The following is a 15,255-nucleotide window of genomic DNA, read 5'->3' on the forward strand; positions in this document are numbered from 1 at the left end:
TTGGCGACTAGTTCTCGGGCGGAACGGTCGACCCGTCGTCCCACTTGTTGTTCGACCACTGGTTTCCGGTCCCGTTCTTGTTGAATCCGGTCACCGGGCCGTAAGCCCCGCATTTGCGGTTGGAGCCGCGCTGGAAGACGTTGTTGATCACCACGACGTGGTCGGCGTGCGGGTAGGGCTTGCTCGACGCGTCGCCGCCGTACAGGCAGTAGGACATGCCCGTGCCGGCGGCCAGGAAGTTGCTGTCGATCAGGACGTCCGAGATGGTCGCGAAGTCGCCGAGCAGGTTCAGGTCACCGGTGCAGCCTTCGCCGACGGAGTTGGCCGGAGGGCTGCAGAAGATGTAATTGTGACGGATGCGGATGTTCTTCCCGCCGTTGGAGAGGAACCCGCCCAGATGCCAGGCGGCGTCGTCCGGGATGCGCTGCCCGTGGAGGTAGGAGTCCTCGACCGTGCAGCTGATCGCGTGTTCGCCGCATTGGACGCTGGTGGCGCCGCCGCGGACCTCGGTGCGGATCACCTTCATGTTGCCGTAGCTGACGGCGGGCAGCTGGACCAGGCCGGCGTCGACCTCGGAATCGACCAGCGTGTAGGACCACTTGCTCGATCCGCTGATGTCGGTGTCCAGGACCACCCGGCCGTTGATCTTGCTGCGCTTGATCGTGACGTTGGCCGCCCGCACCTCGAGGGTGCAGTTGACGGTCTTCGCGTCGATCACCGTCCCCGCCGTCCTGATCTGGCACGGCCCGCTGTAGGTGGTCAGCTCGGTGCCCGCCGGCACACCGGTGTTGGAGGCGTTCGGCCATGGGCCGCCGGCGGCGGAGGGAAGTCTGGTCGTGGCACTCGGTTTCGGCGTCGTCGTCGCGGAAGGCGACTTCGTGCCCGAGGGCGACGGCGATCCCGAGACCGACGACGACCCGTCCGAGACGCCGGCCGAGACCGACGCCGAGGCTCCGGCATCCACTCCACCCTCGCCGGCCGGTCGTTGCACGGCGTACGCGACCCCGATGGCGCCGACGATCACCAGCACCGAGGCTCCGGCGAGCACGGCACGGCGATATCGGTCGTACCAGGGTTTCCGGCGAAGCGGTGGCGGTTGTGACGGGCGCACGGCGGCACGCTATCCCTTCGCTCGCTCGGTGTCGCCGGACTCGTTGTCCGAACGACTTAGGAAACTACATCGCATGCTCCGGGGTACCCATCCAGCCGAAATCCGACAGGGGACAATGATCATGATTGATTGCTGGTACGGTCGGCGGCGTCATGACGCCCCCTGAGCCGCCCCGTCGCACCGCCCGCCTCTGGTGGGCGGTCGCCGCCGCGGTCGTCGGCGTACTGCTGCTCGGAGCGGGCGCGTACGCACTATCCCGGCCGGGCACGAATTCGGCCGGTTTCGCCGACGGGCCGACGCCAGGATCACCCATCGCCTCCGTTCCGACGCCCGCGACTCCGTCGGCGAACGTCAGTCCGTCGCTCTCGGCGTCACCGTCGACCGCGCCCTCGAAGTCGCCGGCGGCCCAGCCGGCCGGGGTGCCCGCGCCGGCCGCCCCCGGGAAGACCTGGAAGCTGACCTTCAGCGAGGAGTTCTCCGGGTCCGACTACGATCACACCAAGCTCACGCCGTGCTTCGACTGGAACAGCGGCGACTGCACGTCGACCTTCAACGAAGGCCGGGAGCACTACCAGCCGTCGCAGGTGACGGTCTCCGGCGGCACCGCCAAGCTGACGGCTGCTCCGCTGTCCCCCGCCCGGACCGACTCCGCCTGCCAGAACGGCAGGTGCACCTACAAGGCAGGCCTGTTGTCGACGGCGCGGCCCAAGGCGACGAGCGGCGCCGACTACCTGTACGCCTTCACCTACGGCTACGTCGAGGCGCGCATCAAGTTCCCGGCGACCCAGGGGTTCTTCACGGCGTTCTGGATGCTGCCGACGAACCGGGACTACGAGTACCAGACCGAGATCGACATCCTGGAACTGCTGGGCGACGACCCGTCGACCATGTACATGACGTACCACTATGCCGGGCGCGACCAGTCGTACACGCCGAACACCGGCAAGCACAACAACGGCAAGTGCGCGGTGAAGGACTACTCCAAGAACTTCGTCCGGATGGGCGTCGACTGGCAGCCCGACCACATCGCCTGGTACATCGACGGCAAGAAGTGCGGGCAGTTCACCGTCAAGGCACAGATCGCCAAGGAGCCGATGCAGCTCATCCTGCACATGATGGTCGACAACAACTGGCAACGGCGCTGGAACGTCGGGCTGACCGACCCGACGCTGACCCGCCGCCTCGAAGTCGACTACATCCGGGTCTACCAGCAGCGGTAGGTCACTTCGGCAGGGCCAGCAGGTTGACCAGGTACGCCATCGTGGTCGCCTCGGCGGAGTGCGTACCCGCGAGCAGGCCGTCGAGCCAGTCCCGCCGCAGGATCGGCTGGTCGTAGAGGGCGGCGCAAGCCGACGGATCAGTACGCCAGTGACTCAGCACCAGGTCGGCGAAGGAGGCCGCGCCGAACTGCGCCCGGCGCCCGTGCACCAGCCGTTGGCGTACCTTGCGGGCGACCTGGCGGGCCGTCACGGTGGCGATCGCGACACGCGTCGACAGATCGCGTACGCCCAGCCGTGCCGGGGTGAGCCCGGTGTCGAGCGGGATGCGGGCCAGCTCCGGGTCGAGCCGGCTCATCAATCGGCCGAGCAGCAACGACTCCCGTTTGTCGCCAGGCGCCACGGCGAGCGCCAGCTCGATGAACCGGTGGTCGAACATCGGGTTGACCGCGTCCCGCCGTACCGCCGCGACCGTGCCGTGCGCGCCGGACCACCGGTGCATCCGGTGATACAGGTAGAACGCGTCGGTCGAACGCAGCCAGTCGCCGGGCTCGAAGATCTCCGTCAGCGTGCCGAGCGTCTCGGCCAGCGCCTCGGCCCGGAAGTCCGGGTCCAGCGCGGCCTCCTCGACCGCCTCGTTGGCGAAGATCCGCCAGTGGGCCAGCCGGTCGACGAGCTTCGCCGTCATCTCCGCGCCGACCGGCTGCCCCGCGTAATAGAAGCCGCGGGCGACTTCACCGCCGAGACCGGACAGGCGGTGCCCCTGCGCCAGGCGAGCCTCGACACCCAGCAACGGGGCGAGGGCCATCGGGCTGGCCTGACATTCGAGGGCGCGGGCGGCCCGCAGGGCGAGCGAATGCGCCTCCTCGGGCGTCGGCGCGGCGACGTCGTCCAGGTGCAGCACCTGATGCCGCAAGCCGTACCGCTCGGACAGTTTGGCCGCGACCACCACGTCCGGGCTGGTGTCCGCACCGAGTGTCAACGCGCGGAGGCCACGCCGCTGCTTCTCGGGGACCGCGCCAAGCAGGATGCGTGAATCGTGCCCCCCGGTCAGTTGGAGCACCGCTTCCGGGTGGGCGTCCAGGTACACCGACAACGAGGTGCTGAGAATCGCGGCCATCTCGTCCACCGCCGCGTCCAGGCTCGGCGCTGGCGCCGTCTGGTCGAACGGGTCGGCGTACCAGTCGATGCGGACGGCGCCGTCGGAGAGGGTCGCGATGGACGCCGGGGGCATCGCGCGTACGCCCGCGAACGGGGTGCGGTCGGCGATCTGCCAGCCGATCATCGCCTGCGCCCCGAGACCGGTCCGGTCCAGGCCCGCGCCCGACAGGACGGCCAGCGCCCGCGCGCTCGTCGAGACCGCGGCCACGCCATGGCCCTGCCACCAGTAGAGCTGCCGGTAGCCGAGCCAATCGGTGGCCACTCGGAGCACGCCGTCCTCGCTCCGATGCGCGGCGGCGAACGGGGGCAACAAGTGCACCAGGGCCCGCGGCCGGAGCATCATCGCCGCGAGGTCCGATGTGGACAAATCAGCTTCACGCGTACGCAGCAGGCGGCTGAGCCGCACGGTGAACGCGGTCGGCCCGAGGTCGTCGAACTCCTCGGTTCCGGCGAACGCGACCCAGCCGGTGGCGGTCACGTCGGTCCGGTCGACGGCGACGTTCACGCCGTCGAAGCCCTCGTCGAACGTGTCGGTGAGACAGGTCAGCGCGGCCGCGGAAGGCTGCCGGAATCGGTCGTTCGCGTGCGGCGCCAGGGCCACGGCGAGGAAGGCTCTCATGCTTGCCGCCGTTCAGGGTCAGGTGAGCGCATCGGCCGGCTTCTGGGACAGGCGAGCAGCCCACCGCCGCAGCGTGCTCGGCCCGATCGCGACGGCGACGTACAAGACGGCTCCGGCCGCTCCGGCGGCGACCAGATCGGCGGCGGGCGGCAGACCGGTCCAGGCGACGACGAAGTGCGCTGCGATTCCGGCGACGGCCCCGGCCAGCAGCGGCCGACCGGCCGACCGGACGACCGGCCATAGGTGGACGCCCGCCTTACGCAGGGCGATCCCGCACAGCGGCAACGCGACCAGCAGGCTGACCACTCCGTGCGCGATCGCCGTTCCCCGGGTGCCGTCCACCTGCGTCGCGATGATCAGCGTCGGCACGAGGGCGACGGTCCAGCCCAGGTTGACCCAGAGGGCCGACCGGCTGATACCGGCCCCGGCGAGCGTGTCGAGGGCGAACGAGGTCACCAGGCGTACGCCGGTGAGGACGGTCAGGAACTGGAGCACGATGACGGCGGGCAGCCACTTCGGCCCGTACAGGACGTGCACGAGTTGCGGCGCCAGCACCGCCATCAGGACGCAGATCGGGACGACGCCGAGGATGAGCAGCTTCAACGACTTCTGTACGCCGCGCGCGAACGAGTCGTCGCCACGCCCGGCGAGCCGAGAGAACGCGGCGATCGAGACGTAGCGGATAGCCGACCCGACGATGCCCTGCGCCCATCCGGAGATGTTGAAGGCCAGCAGGTAGTAGCCGAGGGCCACGCCGCCGAGGTAGCGGCCGACGATGATGTAGTCGGCATTGGTGACGACGGCCTCCACACCCATGCTGGCCGTCAATGGCAGGCCGAATTTCATCAGCGCGCCGACGATCTTCCGGTCCAGGCCGAGGCTGTAGTTCAGCTTCGCGTACGCCATGACCATGAGGCCGGTGACGGCCGCCCCGGCGACCTGCCCGACGGCGAAGGCGTACGCACCCGCCCCGGCCAGCGCCAGGGCGATCGACAGCACCGCGGACGCGACGAACCCGGCGAAGTTGGCCTTGGTCAGCTTGTCCTGCTGGAAGCGGCGCATCAGCGCGGCGGCCCGCACGGCGGTCAGCCCGTCGATGAGCACGGCCACGCTGAGCAGCCGGATGAGGTTCGCCGCGTCGACGTCGCCCCCGGCTAGGGCGCCGAGGCCGGGCGCGCCGATCCAGACGGCGCCGTAGATGGCGACGCTGAACAACAGCGCCAGGCTGGTCGCGGACGGCGCGACCTGGAGCAGCTGACCGAGTTCGTCCCGGTGCCGCTCACCCTTGAGGCCCCGCCACTGCACGACGCCGGCGATGATGCCCATGTCGCTGATGTGCGTGGCGAAGAACGCCACCGCCGACGCGACCGCGAAGCCCCCGAAGTCGGCCGGGGTCAGCAGCCGGGCCAGGATCAGCCCCACCCCGAACGACGCGATCTTGGTACCCACGGTGCCGAGGAGACTCCAGCTCAGCCCCTTACCGGCCAACCGGCGGAGGCCGCCCGGCTGCTCTTCCTCGGTCACCGTCGTCGTCATGCTCGCACGGGCTCCACTCGCTCAAGCCAGATCTCCCGCCAGTAGGCGGTGATCGCCCGGGGACAGTTGGCGCTGAACGCCCCTTCGCAGACCACGCCCTCCAGGACGATGCAGGGGCTCTTCATCCGCAGCATCTTGCCGGTGTTCTCGTCGACGATCGTGTCGATCCGCCGCAGCACTCGCGCGGTCAGCCCGCAGAACCGGGCCATCTCCGCGTCGAACCCGAGTCCGCGGTTGAGGAGATCGGCGTTGAGCGTTTTCATGATCTCCTCCTTCGACTTGATGCGGACCAGTTCACCGGGCTGCAGGTCGGTGCGGCCGGTCGGCGTGGGCCCGTCCGACCCGCGCAGGAAGCCCCACGTCAGGCCGCCCCGGATCCGCAGCCATCTCGGGAGGGCGCGGGCGCTGAACTGCTGGTAGCGGTTGAAGAAGCCGACCAGGAACGCCCGGCTGACCGCGACGATTCCGGCGTTCCCCGTACGCACGTCGTCGACGTACTGCCCGAAGTCCAGCAGGGGCAGCACATCCGGCGCCGCGCGCAGGATCTCCGTCGCCTGACAACGATAAATCTCGGTGCCGTCGGCGGCGATCGCCTGAGCGCGTTCGGTCAGTTGGACGAAGACCTTGTGATCGGCCTCGATCGGCTCGACCGGCACACCATCGGCCGACCCGTCCTCAACCGGTTTGAGCCAGTCGGTCTTCCAATAGACGAGGCAGGACGCCTGACAGCCGCCGTGCTGGGAGCCGTCGCACCGGACACCGAGCAGGTGCACGGCGTCGTCCATCCGGCGCATGCCGCTGCGGGTCATCGTGTCGCAGACCTTGTTGGCGACCTTGCCCACCCGGAGCCGGCGACCGCAGTACTGGAGCATCTCCGGCATGAACGGCAGGGCGTCCACGTCGCCGTTGTCGTCCAGCGTCGCCATGATCTCGTCGGCGCTGAGCACTTCGACCCATTGGCCGACGCGATACTGCACGGGTTTGCCGGAGACGGCTGAGCTTGCCTGCATGGCGACGCTCCTTGGTTGGGAAAAGTCGTGGAGGCGCAGGACGACGGCGGCCTACGCGGTGAGGATCTGGGCGTCGAGGCCCAGCTCGGCCAGCGATCGCGCGATCTCGTCGGTGTAGGCCGGGTTGGTGATGACGACCGCGCCCGGCTGGATCTCCCGCAGGCTCTCCGGCGGATCGACCCGATGACCGGTGACCGGCAGGAACCGGCCCCACTTGCGCGGGTTCACGTCCACGACCGCCGACAGCTCGACCTTCGGATCGACCTGGGTCAGGAACTGCACGCCCCGGGAGCCGGCGCCCCAGAGCACCGGACGCTGCCCGGTGTCCCGCAACGCGGCCAGAGTCGTGTGCCAGCGGTCCAGCTCCCGGCGGTGGCGCTCGGCGAAACCACGGATCGCGAGCAGCTGCCGGTCCCGGGCCGACGTGCGATCCGGGCCGAACGGGCGAGAGGGGCGGGTCGAGAACTCGATGTACCGGAACATGCCGCTGAACCAGGTGCCCTCGGCGATCACGTGCCAGCCCGCGCGTTCGACGATCGCGGCGAGGGCCACGGAGTCGAAGTAGGACACGTGCGGGTAGATGACTTCCCAGCCGGCGGTCGCGAGGTCGTACCCCGCGTCGGGGACCTCGAGGTAGCCGCGTACCTCCCGGTCGCCGGCCCGTTCACGCAGCGCGGTGAGGAAGGCGTACGGGTCGTCCTCGTGCTCGAACCAGTGGCGGGAGGTGACGAAGTCGAAGTCCGGCAGCTGACTCGGCTCGTCCAGCGGCGCCCGTCCGGAGACGAAGAACGCGCCCGACGGATCGGAGCCGGGCGGGCCGGCGTACATCGGGTCGAAGCCGAACCCGGTCGCCCCCGTGTGCTCGCACAGTTCACGGAGGAACTCACCCTGACCGCAGCCGATGTCGAGGATGCGGCGTCCGGCCAGCTCGTGGCGCTCGGCCAGGCCGGCCACCAGGTCGGTCGAGAAGCCGCGGAACGCGGCCGAGTGGTGCAGGTTCGTGTCCATGGTCGTGTCGTAGACCATGATCCGCGGGTCGAAGCCGAGATTCCGCACGTACGCACAGTTCTCGCAGTAGCCCAGGACCATCCGGCCGAGCGGCGAGGCGACCGCCTCATCCCGGGTCGCGTAGTGCACGCCGCAGAGGACGGGGATCCCGCCCAGGTCGGCGAACTCGACCAGGGTGCCCGCGCCGCACGCGACGCAGTCGGTCATCAGGCGCTCCAGCGCAGTTCGCCGTCGATGCGGCCGTCGCCGGTGAGCTGCTGGATTCGCCGGATGCGCTGGAACCGGCTGCGGAAGGCGTCCTCGGTCAGCCCGTGGCGCTGGTACGCCTCCAGCAACTGCTCGGCGCCGGTGCGTACGGTCCACTGTGGCTTGAAGCCCGGCACCTCGGCGGCGACGAGATCGCCGCTCACCCGATAGTCCCGCAGGTCGGTCGCGGCGTTGTCGGCGAAGGTGACCCGGCTGCCCGGCACAACCTCGGCGACCAGCTCGGCCACGTCGCGGATCAGGTAGTTCTCGCTGGTCTGCGCGATGTTGTACGCCTTGCCGTGCACCACTTCCCGCGGCGCTTCCAGCAGCGCGACGAACGCGGCGGCGATGTCCTCGACGTGGATGAGCGGACGCCACGCGCGCCCGTCCGACAGCAGCCGGACCTCGCCGGTCAGCAGGGCCGAGGCGGTCAGGTCATTGACCACGATGTCGCCGCGCAGCCGAGGCGAGAACCCGTACGCCGTCGCGTTGCGCAGGAAGGTGGGCGAGAAGTCGTCGGTGGCGAGACCGGTGATGTCCTGCTCGGAGAGGATCTTCGACTCGCCGTACGGCGTGACCGGGGCGAAGCCCGCGTTCTCGTCGAGGAAGGGACGGTCGGCTGAATCGCCCAGCCCCGCACCGTAGAGCGAGCACGACGACGAGAACAGGAACCGGGTGACCCCGGCGGCCCGGGCCGCGTCGGCCAGCCGGACCGAGGCCCGGTGATTGATCTCGTAGGTGAGCTCGGGGTTGAGGTTGCCGATCGGGTCGTTGCACAAAGCCGCGAGGTGCATGACCGCGTCGAAGCCGGCCAGCGGCTCCGGGGTGACGTCCCGCAGGTCGAGCCGCAGCGCGGGGATCGGTTCGGGGGCCGGGCCGAGGACGCAGTCCGCGAAGTATCCGGTGTCGAGGCCGACGACGTCATGCCCCGCCTCGCGCAGCCGCACCGCCAGAACGGTGCCGATGTAGCCCTCGTGCCCTGTGAGAAGTACGCGCATGATCCCCTGAAGTCCCCTCGGAATCTCAACCGACCGACATTGTCGATAACCGCTCCGACCAGGGTCTAGGCGCTTGTCAGCTTGCCGACTCACGCCCCCGAGCAACCGAAACGTTGGATAGAAAGTCGGGGAATTCCCAGGCACCACCACCCTTGGGGGGACGTTGAACGCGCTGAACACGGTGGAATGTCGGCTTTGCGGGGCTGACGTCACTGAGACCTTTGTCGACCTGGGGATGTCCCCTCTGTGCGAAAGCTATGTCCCAGCGGACCGGCTCGACTCGGCGGAGACGTTCTATCCCCTGCACGTCCGGATCTGCGGGCAGTGCCTCCTGGTCCAACTCCCCGCCCATGTGGCGGGCGAGAACATCTTCTCGGACTACCTCTACTTCTCTTCGTATTCCACCTCTTGGGTGGCGCACGCGAAGCGGTACGCCGACGAGATGATCGACCGGCTGAAGCTCGGTCCGGACAGTCTCGTCACCGAGGTCGCGAGCAACGACGGCTACCTGCTGCAGCATTTCGTTGCGGCGGGCGTCCCGGTGCTCGGCGTCGAGCCTGCGGCGAACATCGCCGAGGTCGCCCGGGCCAAGGGGATCCGCACCGAGGTCCAGTTCCTCGGAGCTGAGACGGGCACCGAGATCGCCGCTCGCGTCGGCCGCGCCGATCTGGTCGCCGGCAACAACGTGTACGCCCACGTCCCGGACATCGTCGGCTTCTCCGCCGGACTGGCCGCCCTCGTCAAACCGGACGGGCTGGTGACCCTGGAGTTCCCGCATCTGCTACGGCTGATCGAGCAGCGGCAGTACGACACGATCTACCACGAGCACTACCAGTACCTGTCGCTGCTGACGGCCGGCCGGGCCCTGGCCACCGCCGGGCTGACCGTGGTCGACGTCGAGGAGCTGAGCACACACGGCGGTTCGCTGCGCGTACACGCGAAGCACGCCGACGCGGCCGGTGAGCCGACCGCGCGGGTCAAGGCGCTGCTGGATGTGGAGGAGGCCGCGGGACTGCACACGCTCGAGGGTCATCGGGGGTTCGAGAAGAGCGTCTTCACGATCAAGCGCGACCTGCTCGGTTTCCTGCTCGCTGCGCGGGCCGAGGGCAAGCGCGTGGTCGGCTACGGCGCGCCCGGCAAGGGCAACACGCTGCTCAACCACTGTGGCATCCGGTCCGACCTGATCGAGTACACCGTGGACCGCTCACCGCACAAGCAGGGCTGGTTCCTCCCCGGTACGCACATCCCGATCCACGAGCCGGAGCGCATCGAGCGCGACCGGCCGGACTTCGTCGTGGTCCTGCCCTGGAACCTGCGGGCCGAGATCACCGCCCAGCTCTCCTATGTCCGCGACTGGGGCGGCCGCCTGGTCTTCCCCATCCCCGACCTCGAGGTGGTGTAGGCCGGTGAAGGTCGTCCTCTTCTGCGGCGGGCTCGGCATGCGTATGCGCGAAGGCGGCAGCGCGGTGCCGAAGCCGATGGCGTTGCTCGGCGAGCGCCCGCTCCTCTGGCACGTGATGCGGTATTACGCGTACTACGGGCACACCGATTTCGTGCTGTGCCTGGGCTACGGCGCGACCATGGTCAAGGATTACTTCCTGCACTACGACGAGACGTTGTCCAACGACTTCACGATGTCCGGCGGGGCCGGTGACGTGCGGTTGTTCTCCTCCGACATCACCGACTGGAACATCACGTTCATCAACACCGGCCACCAGTCGACGATCGGTGAGCGGCTGATGCGCGTCCGCGCGCACGTCGAGAACGAGCCGATGTTCCTGTGCAACTACGCCGACACCCTGACCGACGCCCCGTTGCCGGAGATGATCGACAAGTTCGCCGCCACCGACAAGACGGTCAGCATGCTGGCGGTGCCACCGTTCTCGACACACCACTACCTGGACATCGACGACGACGGCCAGGTCACCGGCATCCGTGGCTTCCACGAGCTGACCCAATGGGAGAACGGCGGCTACTTCATCATGCGGCCGGACATCTTCGACGAGCTGCGGGAAGGCGAGGACATCGTCCCGCACGCACTGGACCGCCTGCACCCGACGGGCCGCCTCATGGCCCAGCGGTACAAGGGGTTCTGGCGCGCGGTGGACACGTTCAAGGACCGGGCCGAGATGGAAGAGCTGGTCAATCGCGGCTTGGCGCCGTGGATGCTGTGGACCAACCCGGCGCTGGTGGCCTGATGCTCTCGTTGGGGACCAGCGAAGTACGCACCGTCGTCGCGATCGGCGCGCATCCCGACGACATCGAGATCGCCGCCGGTGGGCTGCTGCTGACCCTCGCGGCGGCCGTCCCCGGCGTACGCGTCCACTATGTGCTCTGCACCGGCACGGCGAACCGGCAGGCGGAGGCGCGCGCAGCGGCCGCCGCCTGCCTGCCGGGCGCCGAACTCAGCTTCGACCTGCACGACCTGCCGGACGGCCGGCTCCCCGGGCACTGGGCGCAGACCAAGCAGATCCTGCAGTCGGCGGCGGCGACCGTCACCGCCGACCTGGTGCTCGTCCCGTCCCCCGGCGACGCCCACCAGGACCACCGGCTGATCGGGGAACTCGCCCTGTCGGCGTTCCGGGACCAACTGGTGCTGCACTACGAGATCCCGAAATGGGACGGCGACCTCGGCCGGCCCAACCTCTACGTCCCGCTGACCGACGAGATGGCGCGACGGAAGGTCGAAGTGCTGAACGACGCCTTCCCGTCGCAGAAGTCCCACGACTGGTGGGACGACGAGGTCTTCTTCGGACTCATGCGCGTACGCGGAATGGAGAGCCGGACCCGGTACGCCGAGGCCTTCACCTGCGCCAAGGCCACCCTGCACTTCTAGCTGCGCTGTTCGTGGGCGCTGAATCAGGGTTCCGGGTCGAATCTTGAGCCAAGATTCGACCGAGAACCCTGATCCAGCGCTGAACGCGGCAGCGCCAAGGGATCAGTCGCGCGGAGAGGGCAGCGGACCGCCGAACGCGGCCACCGTCCGATCCGCGTACGCGGAGGCGTCCCCGGACGTCATCGGCCCGTCGAACTGGTCGGGCAGCGGCGTCGGCGTCTCCGGCGACACGAGCCGGACGATCTCGTCGAGGATCCGTTCGGCGTATCCGACCCAGAGGTGCTTGGCCCCGTCGACGCCGATCACGGAGGCCTGCGGCACCGCGGCGAAGCGGTCCCGGGCCTCCGCCGGGCGCAGGTAGTCGTCGAACTCGGGCACCAGGACGGTCATCGGCTTGCCGAAGGCAGCCCAGCGGGCCAGGTCCTCGTCGGTGGAGAAGCGCAGCGGCGGCGAGAGCAGGACCGCGCCGGAGATCCCCGGCTCGGCCCCGTACTTGAGCACGAGATCCGTGCCGAAGGACCAGCCGACCACCCAGATGTTCGGCAGGTCGGCGAATTCGGCGTACTCGATGGCGGCCGCGACGTCGAACCGCTCCCCCACGCCGCTGTCGAACGTGCCTTCGCTCTTGCCCTGAACACTTTCCGTGCCGCGGGTGTTGAACCGGAGCACCGCCATCCCGGCCAGCTCCGGCAACCGCCAGGCCGCCTTGCGGTAGATGTGGCTGTCCATCATCCCGCCGTGCGTGGGCAGCGGATGGAAACAGACGATCGTGCCCACCGGGTCGCGCTCCAGCGGCAGCGACAGTTCGCCGATCAGCCGCAGGCCGTCGGCCGTATGCAGCTCGATCGCCTCGCGGCGGGCCGGGAGGATGGAGTTCGCGCGGATCAGCGTCATCACAGGAACTTTCGGGTCGGCTGACGACGGTGGCGGGCCCGCCAGCACGCTGTGTGCCAGTGCCGCCGATCAGACGAGTCTCCCCGGCCGTCGGCGGGCCAGGCTACGACGTGCGCCACACCGGGCTGGATTTCGTGGTCACAGCCGGGGCATCGGTAGGCCTTCGTCGCGGCACCGGCCGTGACGTGCCGCACATTCCAGTCGCCGTCGGTGCCGTCCGCGCCGTATTCCAGCTCCACGCCGCCGCGCGCGGCCGCCTCGTTGAGGTCTCGATGGCCCGCTTTGGCACTCTTGCGAGGCAGGTTACGACGCGGGCTCATGCGTCAAGGGTAGATCAGGAGAAGACCCGTCCGGTCAGCTGGACCAGGGCGCCCGCCGGAAAGGTGAGCTGCGGCTCCGGGTAGCCGTGCGGGTTCCAGGCGGCGTACACGACGGGCTCGGAGATCGGGCTCGGCGAGCCGACCTCGACGAGACGCCGAAGATAGACGTGATCACCGTGGAAGCCCGCGACCAGCCAGCCCGGCTCCTTCGGCGGGACGACCTCGGCCGACACCGAGCCGTCCTCGGCCGACGCGACGAAGGTCCGCTCCAGCACCGAGATCAACACCTGCCGCCCGTCGGCGCTGACGTCCTGGAACCACATCGGCTGGCCGCTCTCCGTGAGCCGGTCGCGCAGGTCGACGTGAAACTCGCGGCGTACCTGGCCGTCGGGGGTCTCGACCCGGAAATCGGCCACCCCCGGCACGCGAGGCACGAACCGGTCCTCCATGTTCCCGCGCGGCGGCACGCACAAGACCAGGCCGTCGGCCAGCACCGCGCCCAACGCCAGGCCCGTGCAGGCTTTCAGACTGGTACGCACACCGGTGCTGATCTCCACCGCGACGTAGCTCTCCTTGAACCCGCCGTCCGGCACGCGGACGACGAGCCGGCTGCCATCGGCTGACCAGGCCTGCGGCAGCTCCCCATCGGCCAACCGCAGCACCGCGGTGCTCCGGAGATCCCGGATCTCGGTCATCCGCGGATAGACGGGCCGAGCCAGATAACGCCCGTCCGGCGACAAGCTCACCCAGGTCATCGGATCGACCTCGAAAGGCTGACTGCACTGCTGGCGGCTCGCGCAAGCGTTCCCCGGCTCCGGCGGCAACGGCTCGACGGCGGACGCGCCCGGACTGGGCACCGGGCTCGGTGGTGCGGTGGTGCCCAGGACGGGCAGTTCATACTGCGTACCAGTCGAAGTGAGCAGGTAGACCGGGCCTTTCGTGCGCCCGGGACGATAGACGGCGACCCCGTCGCCGGCCGCCCGATCGGCCGGCAACGGGATCGCCGAGGCTGGGGGCCGGATGTCGCCGAGCCGAGGCGCGGCCGTAACGGCCGTCGCGGTCTGCTCCCGAGGCGCACCCCCGCACGCCGCGGAAGCGAGTACGCCGAGCAGTCCGGCGCAGACCAGCACCGTTCTCGACGCGGCAGGCTTCCCCATGCCTACGCTGACGCACCAACGCCCCGTTCGGTTGCCTGCGCAGGGCATTCAATCGGCCTGCAAGAATTACTCAAGCCCGGTGCCCAACCCTGCTTGGCATGAAACCAATCTCCCGCCGGGCGCTGCTGGGCGCCGCCGGGGCGACCGCACTCGGCGCCGCCACCGGGATGTCGCTGGCCACGCCCGCGCACGCGGCGACCCGGAAAGGCATCGACTACTCGTGGGGTCGTCCGCGGCCCAGCGCGATCGTGGCCGCCGGATACTCGTTCGTCTGTCGCTACGTCAGCTGGAGCACCACCGGCAAGAATCTCAATCGAGCCGAGGCGGACGCGCTGCGCGCCGCAGGGCTCGACATCGTCACCAACTGGGAGTACTCGGCGGCAGAGGCGCTCGACGGCTACTCGGCGGGCAGGGCGAACGCCATCGAGGCGCAGCGCCAGGCGATCGCCTGCGGCATGCCGGAGAGCCGGCCGATCTACTTCAGCGTCGACTTCGACGCCACCGAGGCGCAGCAGAGCGCCATCAACTCCTACTTCGACGGGGTGGCCTCGGTCATCGGGCGCGGACGGACCGGGGCTTACGGCGGCTACTACGTCGTCAAACGGCTCTTCGACGCCGGCAAGATCTCCTGGGGCTGGCAGACCTACGCCTGGTCCGGCGGCAGCTGGGACAGCCGGGCGCAATTGCGCCAGGTGCAGAACGGGATCACCGTCGACGGAGCTGACTGCGATCGCAATGAAGCCCGTGCCGCGGACTTCGGCCAGTGGGGCGGGGAGGCCCCAGCGACGCGGCCGCCCGGCCACAGCGTCACGGGCGACGGCTATGCCGACCTCATCGGCCGCAAGACCGACGGCACCCTCTGGCTCTACCCCAACAACATCGAACGCGACAACGGCGTCCCGTACAGCAGCGCCGAGGCCTACCAGATCGGCACCGGCTGGAACGCGTTCAGCCTCATCACCGGGGCCGACGTCACCGGCGACGGCTACACCGACCTCATCGGCCGCAAGACCGACGGCACCCTCTGGCTCTACTCCAACAACATCGTCCGCGACGACGGCGTCCCGTACAGCAGCGCCGCCTCCCGCCAGATCGGCAGCGGCTGGAACGGGTTCGACCGGCTGATCGGAGCCGACGTCACC

At 69.3% G+C, this 15,255-nt stretch carries 14 protein-coding genes; 5 read left to right on the plus strand and 9 right to left on the minus strand.

What is annotated here, in order from left to right; all coding sequences use genetic code 11:
* Window positions 1–7 precede the first annotated feature (7 nt).
* Complete coding sequence (locus tag AB0H43_RS34570; RefSeq protein ID WP_360006492.1) at window positions 8–1,111, minus strand: hypothetical protein; 1,104 nt, start codon at window positions 1,109–1,111, stop codon at window positions 8–10.
* A 152-nt stretch (window positions 1,112–1,263) separates the two neighbouring features.
* Here AB0H43_RS34570 and AB0H43_RS34575 point away from each other — a divergent pair, with 152 nt between their 5' ends.
* Window positions 1,264–2,331 (plus strand): glycoside hydrolase family 16 protein, encoded by a 1,068-nt coding sequence (locus AB0H43_RS34575; RefSeq protein ID WP_360006495.1) that lies wholly within the window; start codon window positions 1,264–1,266, stop codon window positions 2,329–2,331.
* A gap of 1 nt (window position 2,332) precedes the next feature.
* On the opposite strand, the gene AB0H43_RS34580 is transcribed toward AB0H43_RS34575, so the two are convergent.
* From AB0H43_RS34580 to AB0H43_RS34600, 5 genes are read right to left on the minus strand one after another with little or no spacing between them, the layout of a single operon-like run.
* Complete coding sequence (locus tag AB0H43_RS34580) at window positions 2,333–4,108, minus strand: hypothetical protein (RefSeq protein WP_360006498.1); 1,776 nt, start codon at window positions 4,106–4,108, stop codon at window positions 2,333–2,335.
* 18 nt (window positions 4,109–4,126) lie between these two features.
* On the minus strand, window positions 4,127–5,644 hold the full coding sequence (locus AB0H43_RS34585) for an oligosaccharide flippase family protein (protein ID WP_360006501.1): 1,518 nt from the start codon (window positions 5,642–5,644) through the stop codon (window positions 4,127–4,129).
* Complete coding sequence (locus AB0H43_RS34590; RefSeq protein ID WP_360006504.1) at window positions 5,641–6,654, minus strand: hypothetical protein; 1,014 nt, start codon at window positions 6,652–6,654, stop codon at window positions 5,641–5,643. Before AB0H43_RS34590 ends, AB0H43_RS34585 begins: the two co-directional genes overlap by 4 nt.
* Window positions 6,655–6,705: 51 nt before the next feature.
* Complete coding sequence (locus AB0H43_RS34595) at window positions 6,706–7,869, minus strand: methyltransferase domain-containing protein (protein ID WP_360006507.1); 1,164 nt, start codon at window positions 7,867–7,869, stop codon at window positions 6,706–6,708.
* The gene (locus AB0H43_RS34600) at window positions 7,869–8,906 is read right to left on the minus strand and encodes an SDR family oxidoreductase (protein ID WP_360006510.1); all 1,038 of its coding nucleotides are present in this window, start codon (window positions 8,904–8,906) and stop codon (window positions 7,869–7,871) included. The genes AB0H43_RS34595 and AB0H43_RS34600 overlap by 1 nt, the downstream gene beginning before the upstream one ends.
* 181 nt (window positions 8,907–9,087) lie before the next feature.
* Between AB0H43_RS34600 and AB0H43_RS34605 the strand changes: the two genes are divergently transcribed.
* The 3 genes from AB0H43_RS34605 to AB0H43_RS34615 are packed head-to-tail and all read left to right on the plus strand — an operon-like array spanning window position 9,088 to window position 11,742.
* Window positions 9,088–10,308 carry a class I SAM-dependent methyltransferase gene (locus AB0H43_RS34605; protein ID WP_360006513.1) on the plus strand — a complete coding sequence of 407 codons (1,221 nt, stop codon included), beginning with the start codon at window positions 9,088–9,090 and terminating at the stop codon, window positions 10,306–10,308.
* A 4-nt stretch (window positions 10,309–10,312) separates the two neighbouring features.
* Window positions 10,313–11,104: a glucose-1-phosphate cytidylyltransferase gene (locus AB0H43_RS34610; protein ID WP_360006516.1), complete on the plus strand. Its 792-nt coding sequence runs from the start codon at window positions 10,313–10,315 to the stop codon at window positions 11,102–11,104.
* On the plus strand, window positions 11,104–11,742 hold the full coding sequence (locus AB0H43_RS34615) for a PIG-L family deacetylase (protein ID WP_360006519.1): 639 nt from the start codon (window positions 11,104–11,106) through the stop codon (window positions 11,740–11,742). Before AB0H43_RS34610 ends, AB0H43_RS34615 begins: the two co-directional genes overlap by 1 nt.
* Before the next feature lie 102 nt (window positions 11,743–11,844).
* Here the strand turns inward: AB0H43_RS34615 and AB0H43_RS34620 are convergent, their stop codons facing one another.
* The 3 genes from AB0H43_RS34620 to AB0H43_RS34630 are packed head-to-tail and all read right to left on the minus strand — an operon-like array spanning window position 11,845 to window position 14,113.
* On the minus strand, window positions 11,845–12,639 hold the full coding sequence (locus tag AB0H43_RS34620) for an alpha/beta hydrolase (RefSeq protein WP_360006522.1): 795 nt from the start codon (window positions 12,637–12,639) through the stop codon (window positions 11,845–11,847).
* Window positions 12,636–12,956 carry a hypothetical protein gene (locus AB0H43_RS34625; protein ID WP_360006525.1) on the minus strand — a complete coding sequence of 107 codons (321 nt, stop codon included), beginning with the start codon at window positions 12,954–12,956 and terminating at the stop codon, window positions 12,636–12,638. Before AB0H43_RS34625 ends, AB0H43_RS34620 begins: the two co-directional genes overlap by 4 nt.
* 14 nt (window positions 12,957–12,970) lie before the next feature.
* Complete coding sequence (locus AB0H43_RS34630; protein ID WP_360006528.1) at window positions 12,971–14,113, minus strand: hypothetical protein; 1,143 nt, start codon at window positions 14,111–14,113, stop codon at window positions 12,971–12,973.
* Window positions 14,114–14,211: 98 nt separating this feature from the next.
* Here AB0H43_RS34630 and AB0H43_RS34635 point away from each other — a divergent pair.
* The coding region (locus tag AB0H43_RS34635; RefSeq protein WP_360006530.1) for a glycoside hydrolase domain-containing protein at window positions 14,212–15,255 on the plus strand (1,044 nt) is incomplete at its 3' end.

Source organism: Hamadaea sp. NPDC050747 (assembly GCF_040654195.1).
Lineage (GTDB): Bacteria > Actinomycetota > Actinomycetes > Mycobacteriales > Micromonosporaceae > Hamadaea.

What these genes read in the sequence shown, in the direction of transcription:
- AB0H43_RS34590 (WP_360006504.1), bottom strand. Translation starts at nt 6,654, where the DNA reads ATGCAGGCAAGCTCAGCCGTCTCCGGCAAACCCGTGCAGTATCGCGTC.
- AB0H43_RS34630 (WP_360006528.1), bottom strand. Translation starts at nt 14,113, where the DNA reads ATGGGGAAGCCTGCCGCGTCGAGAACGGTGCTGGTCTGCGCCGGACTG.
- AB0H43_RS34625 (WP_360006525.1), bottom strand. Translation starts at nt 12,956, where the DNA reads ATGAGCCCGCGTCGTAACCTGCCTCGCAAGAGTGCCAAAGCGGGCCAT.
- AB0H43_RS34580 (WP_360006498.1), bottom strand. Translation starts at nt 4,108, where the DNA reads ATGAGAGCCTTCCTCGCCGTGGCCCTGGCGCCGCACGCGAACGACCGA.
- AB0H43_RS34595 (WP_360006507.1), bottom strand. Translation starts at nt 7,869, where the DNA reads ATGACCGACTGCGTCGCGTGCGGCGCGGGCACCCTGGTCGAGTTCGCC.
- AB0H43_RS34600 (WP_360006510.1), bottom strand. Translation starts at nt 8,906, where the DNA reads ATGCGCGTACTTCTCACAGGGCACGAGGGCTACATCGGCACCGTTCTG.
- AB0H43_RS34575 (WP_360006495.1), top strand. Translation starts at nt 1,264, where the DNA reads ATGACGCCCCCTGAGCCGCCCCGTCGCACCGCCCGCCTCTGGTGGGCG.
- AB0H43_RS34585 (WP_360006501.1), bottom strand. Translation starts at nt 5,644, where the DNA reads ATGACGACGACGGTGACCGAGGAAGAGCAGCCGGGCGGCCTCCGCCGG.
- AB0H43_RS34615 (WP_360006519.1), top strand. Translation starts at nt 11,104, where the DNA reads ATGCTCTCGTTGGGGACCAGCGAAGTACGCACCGTCGTCGCGATCGGC.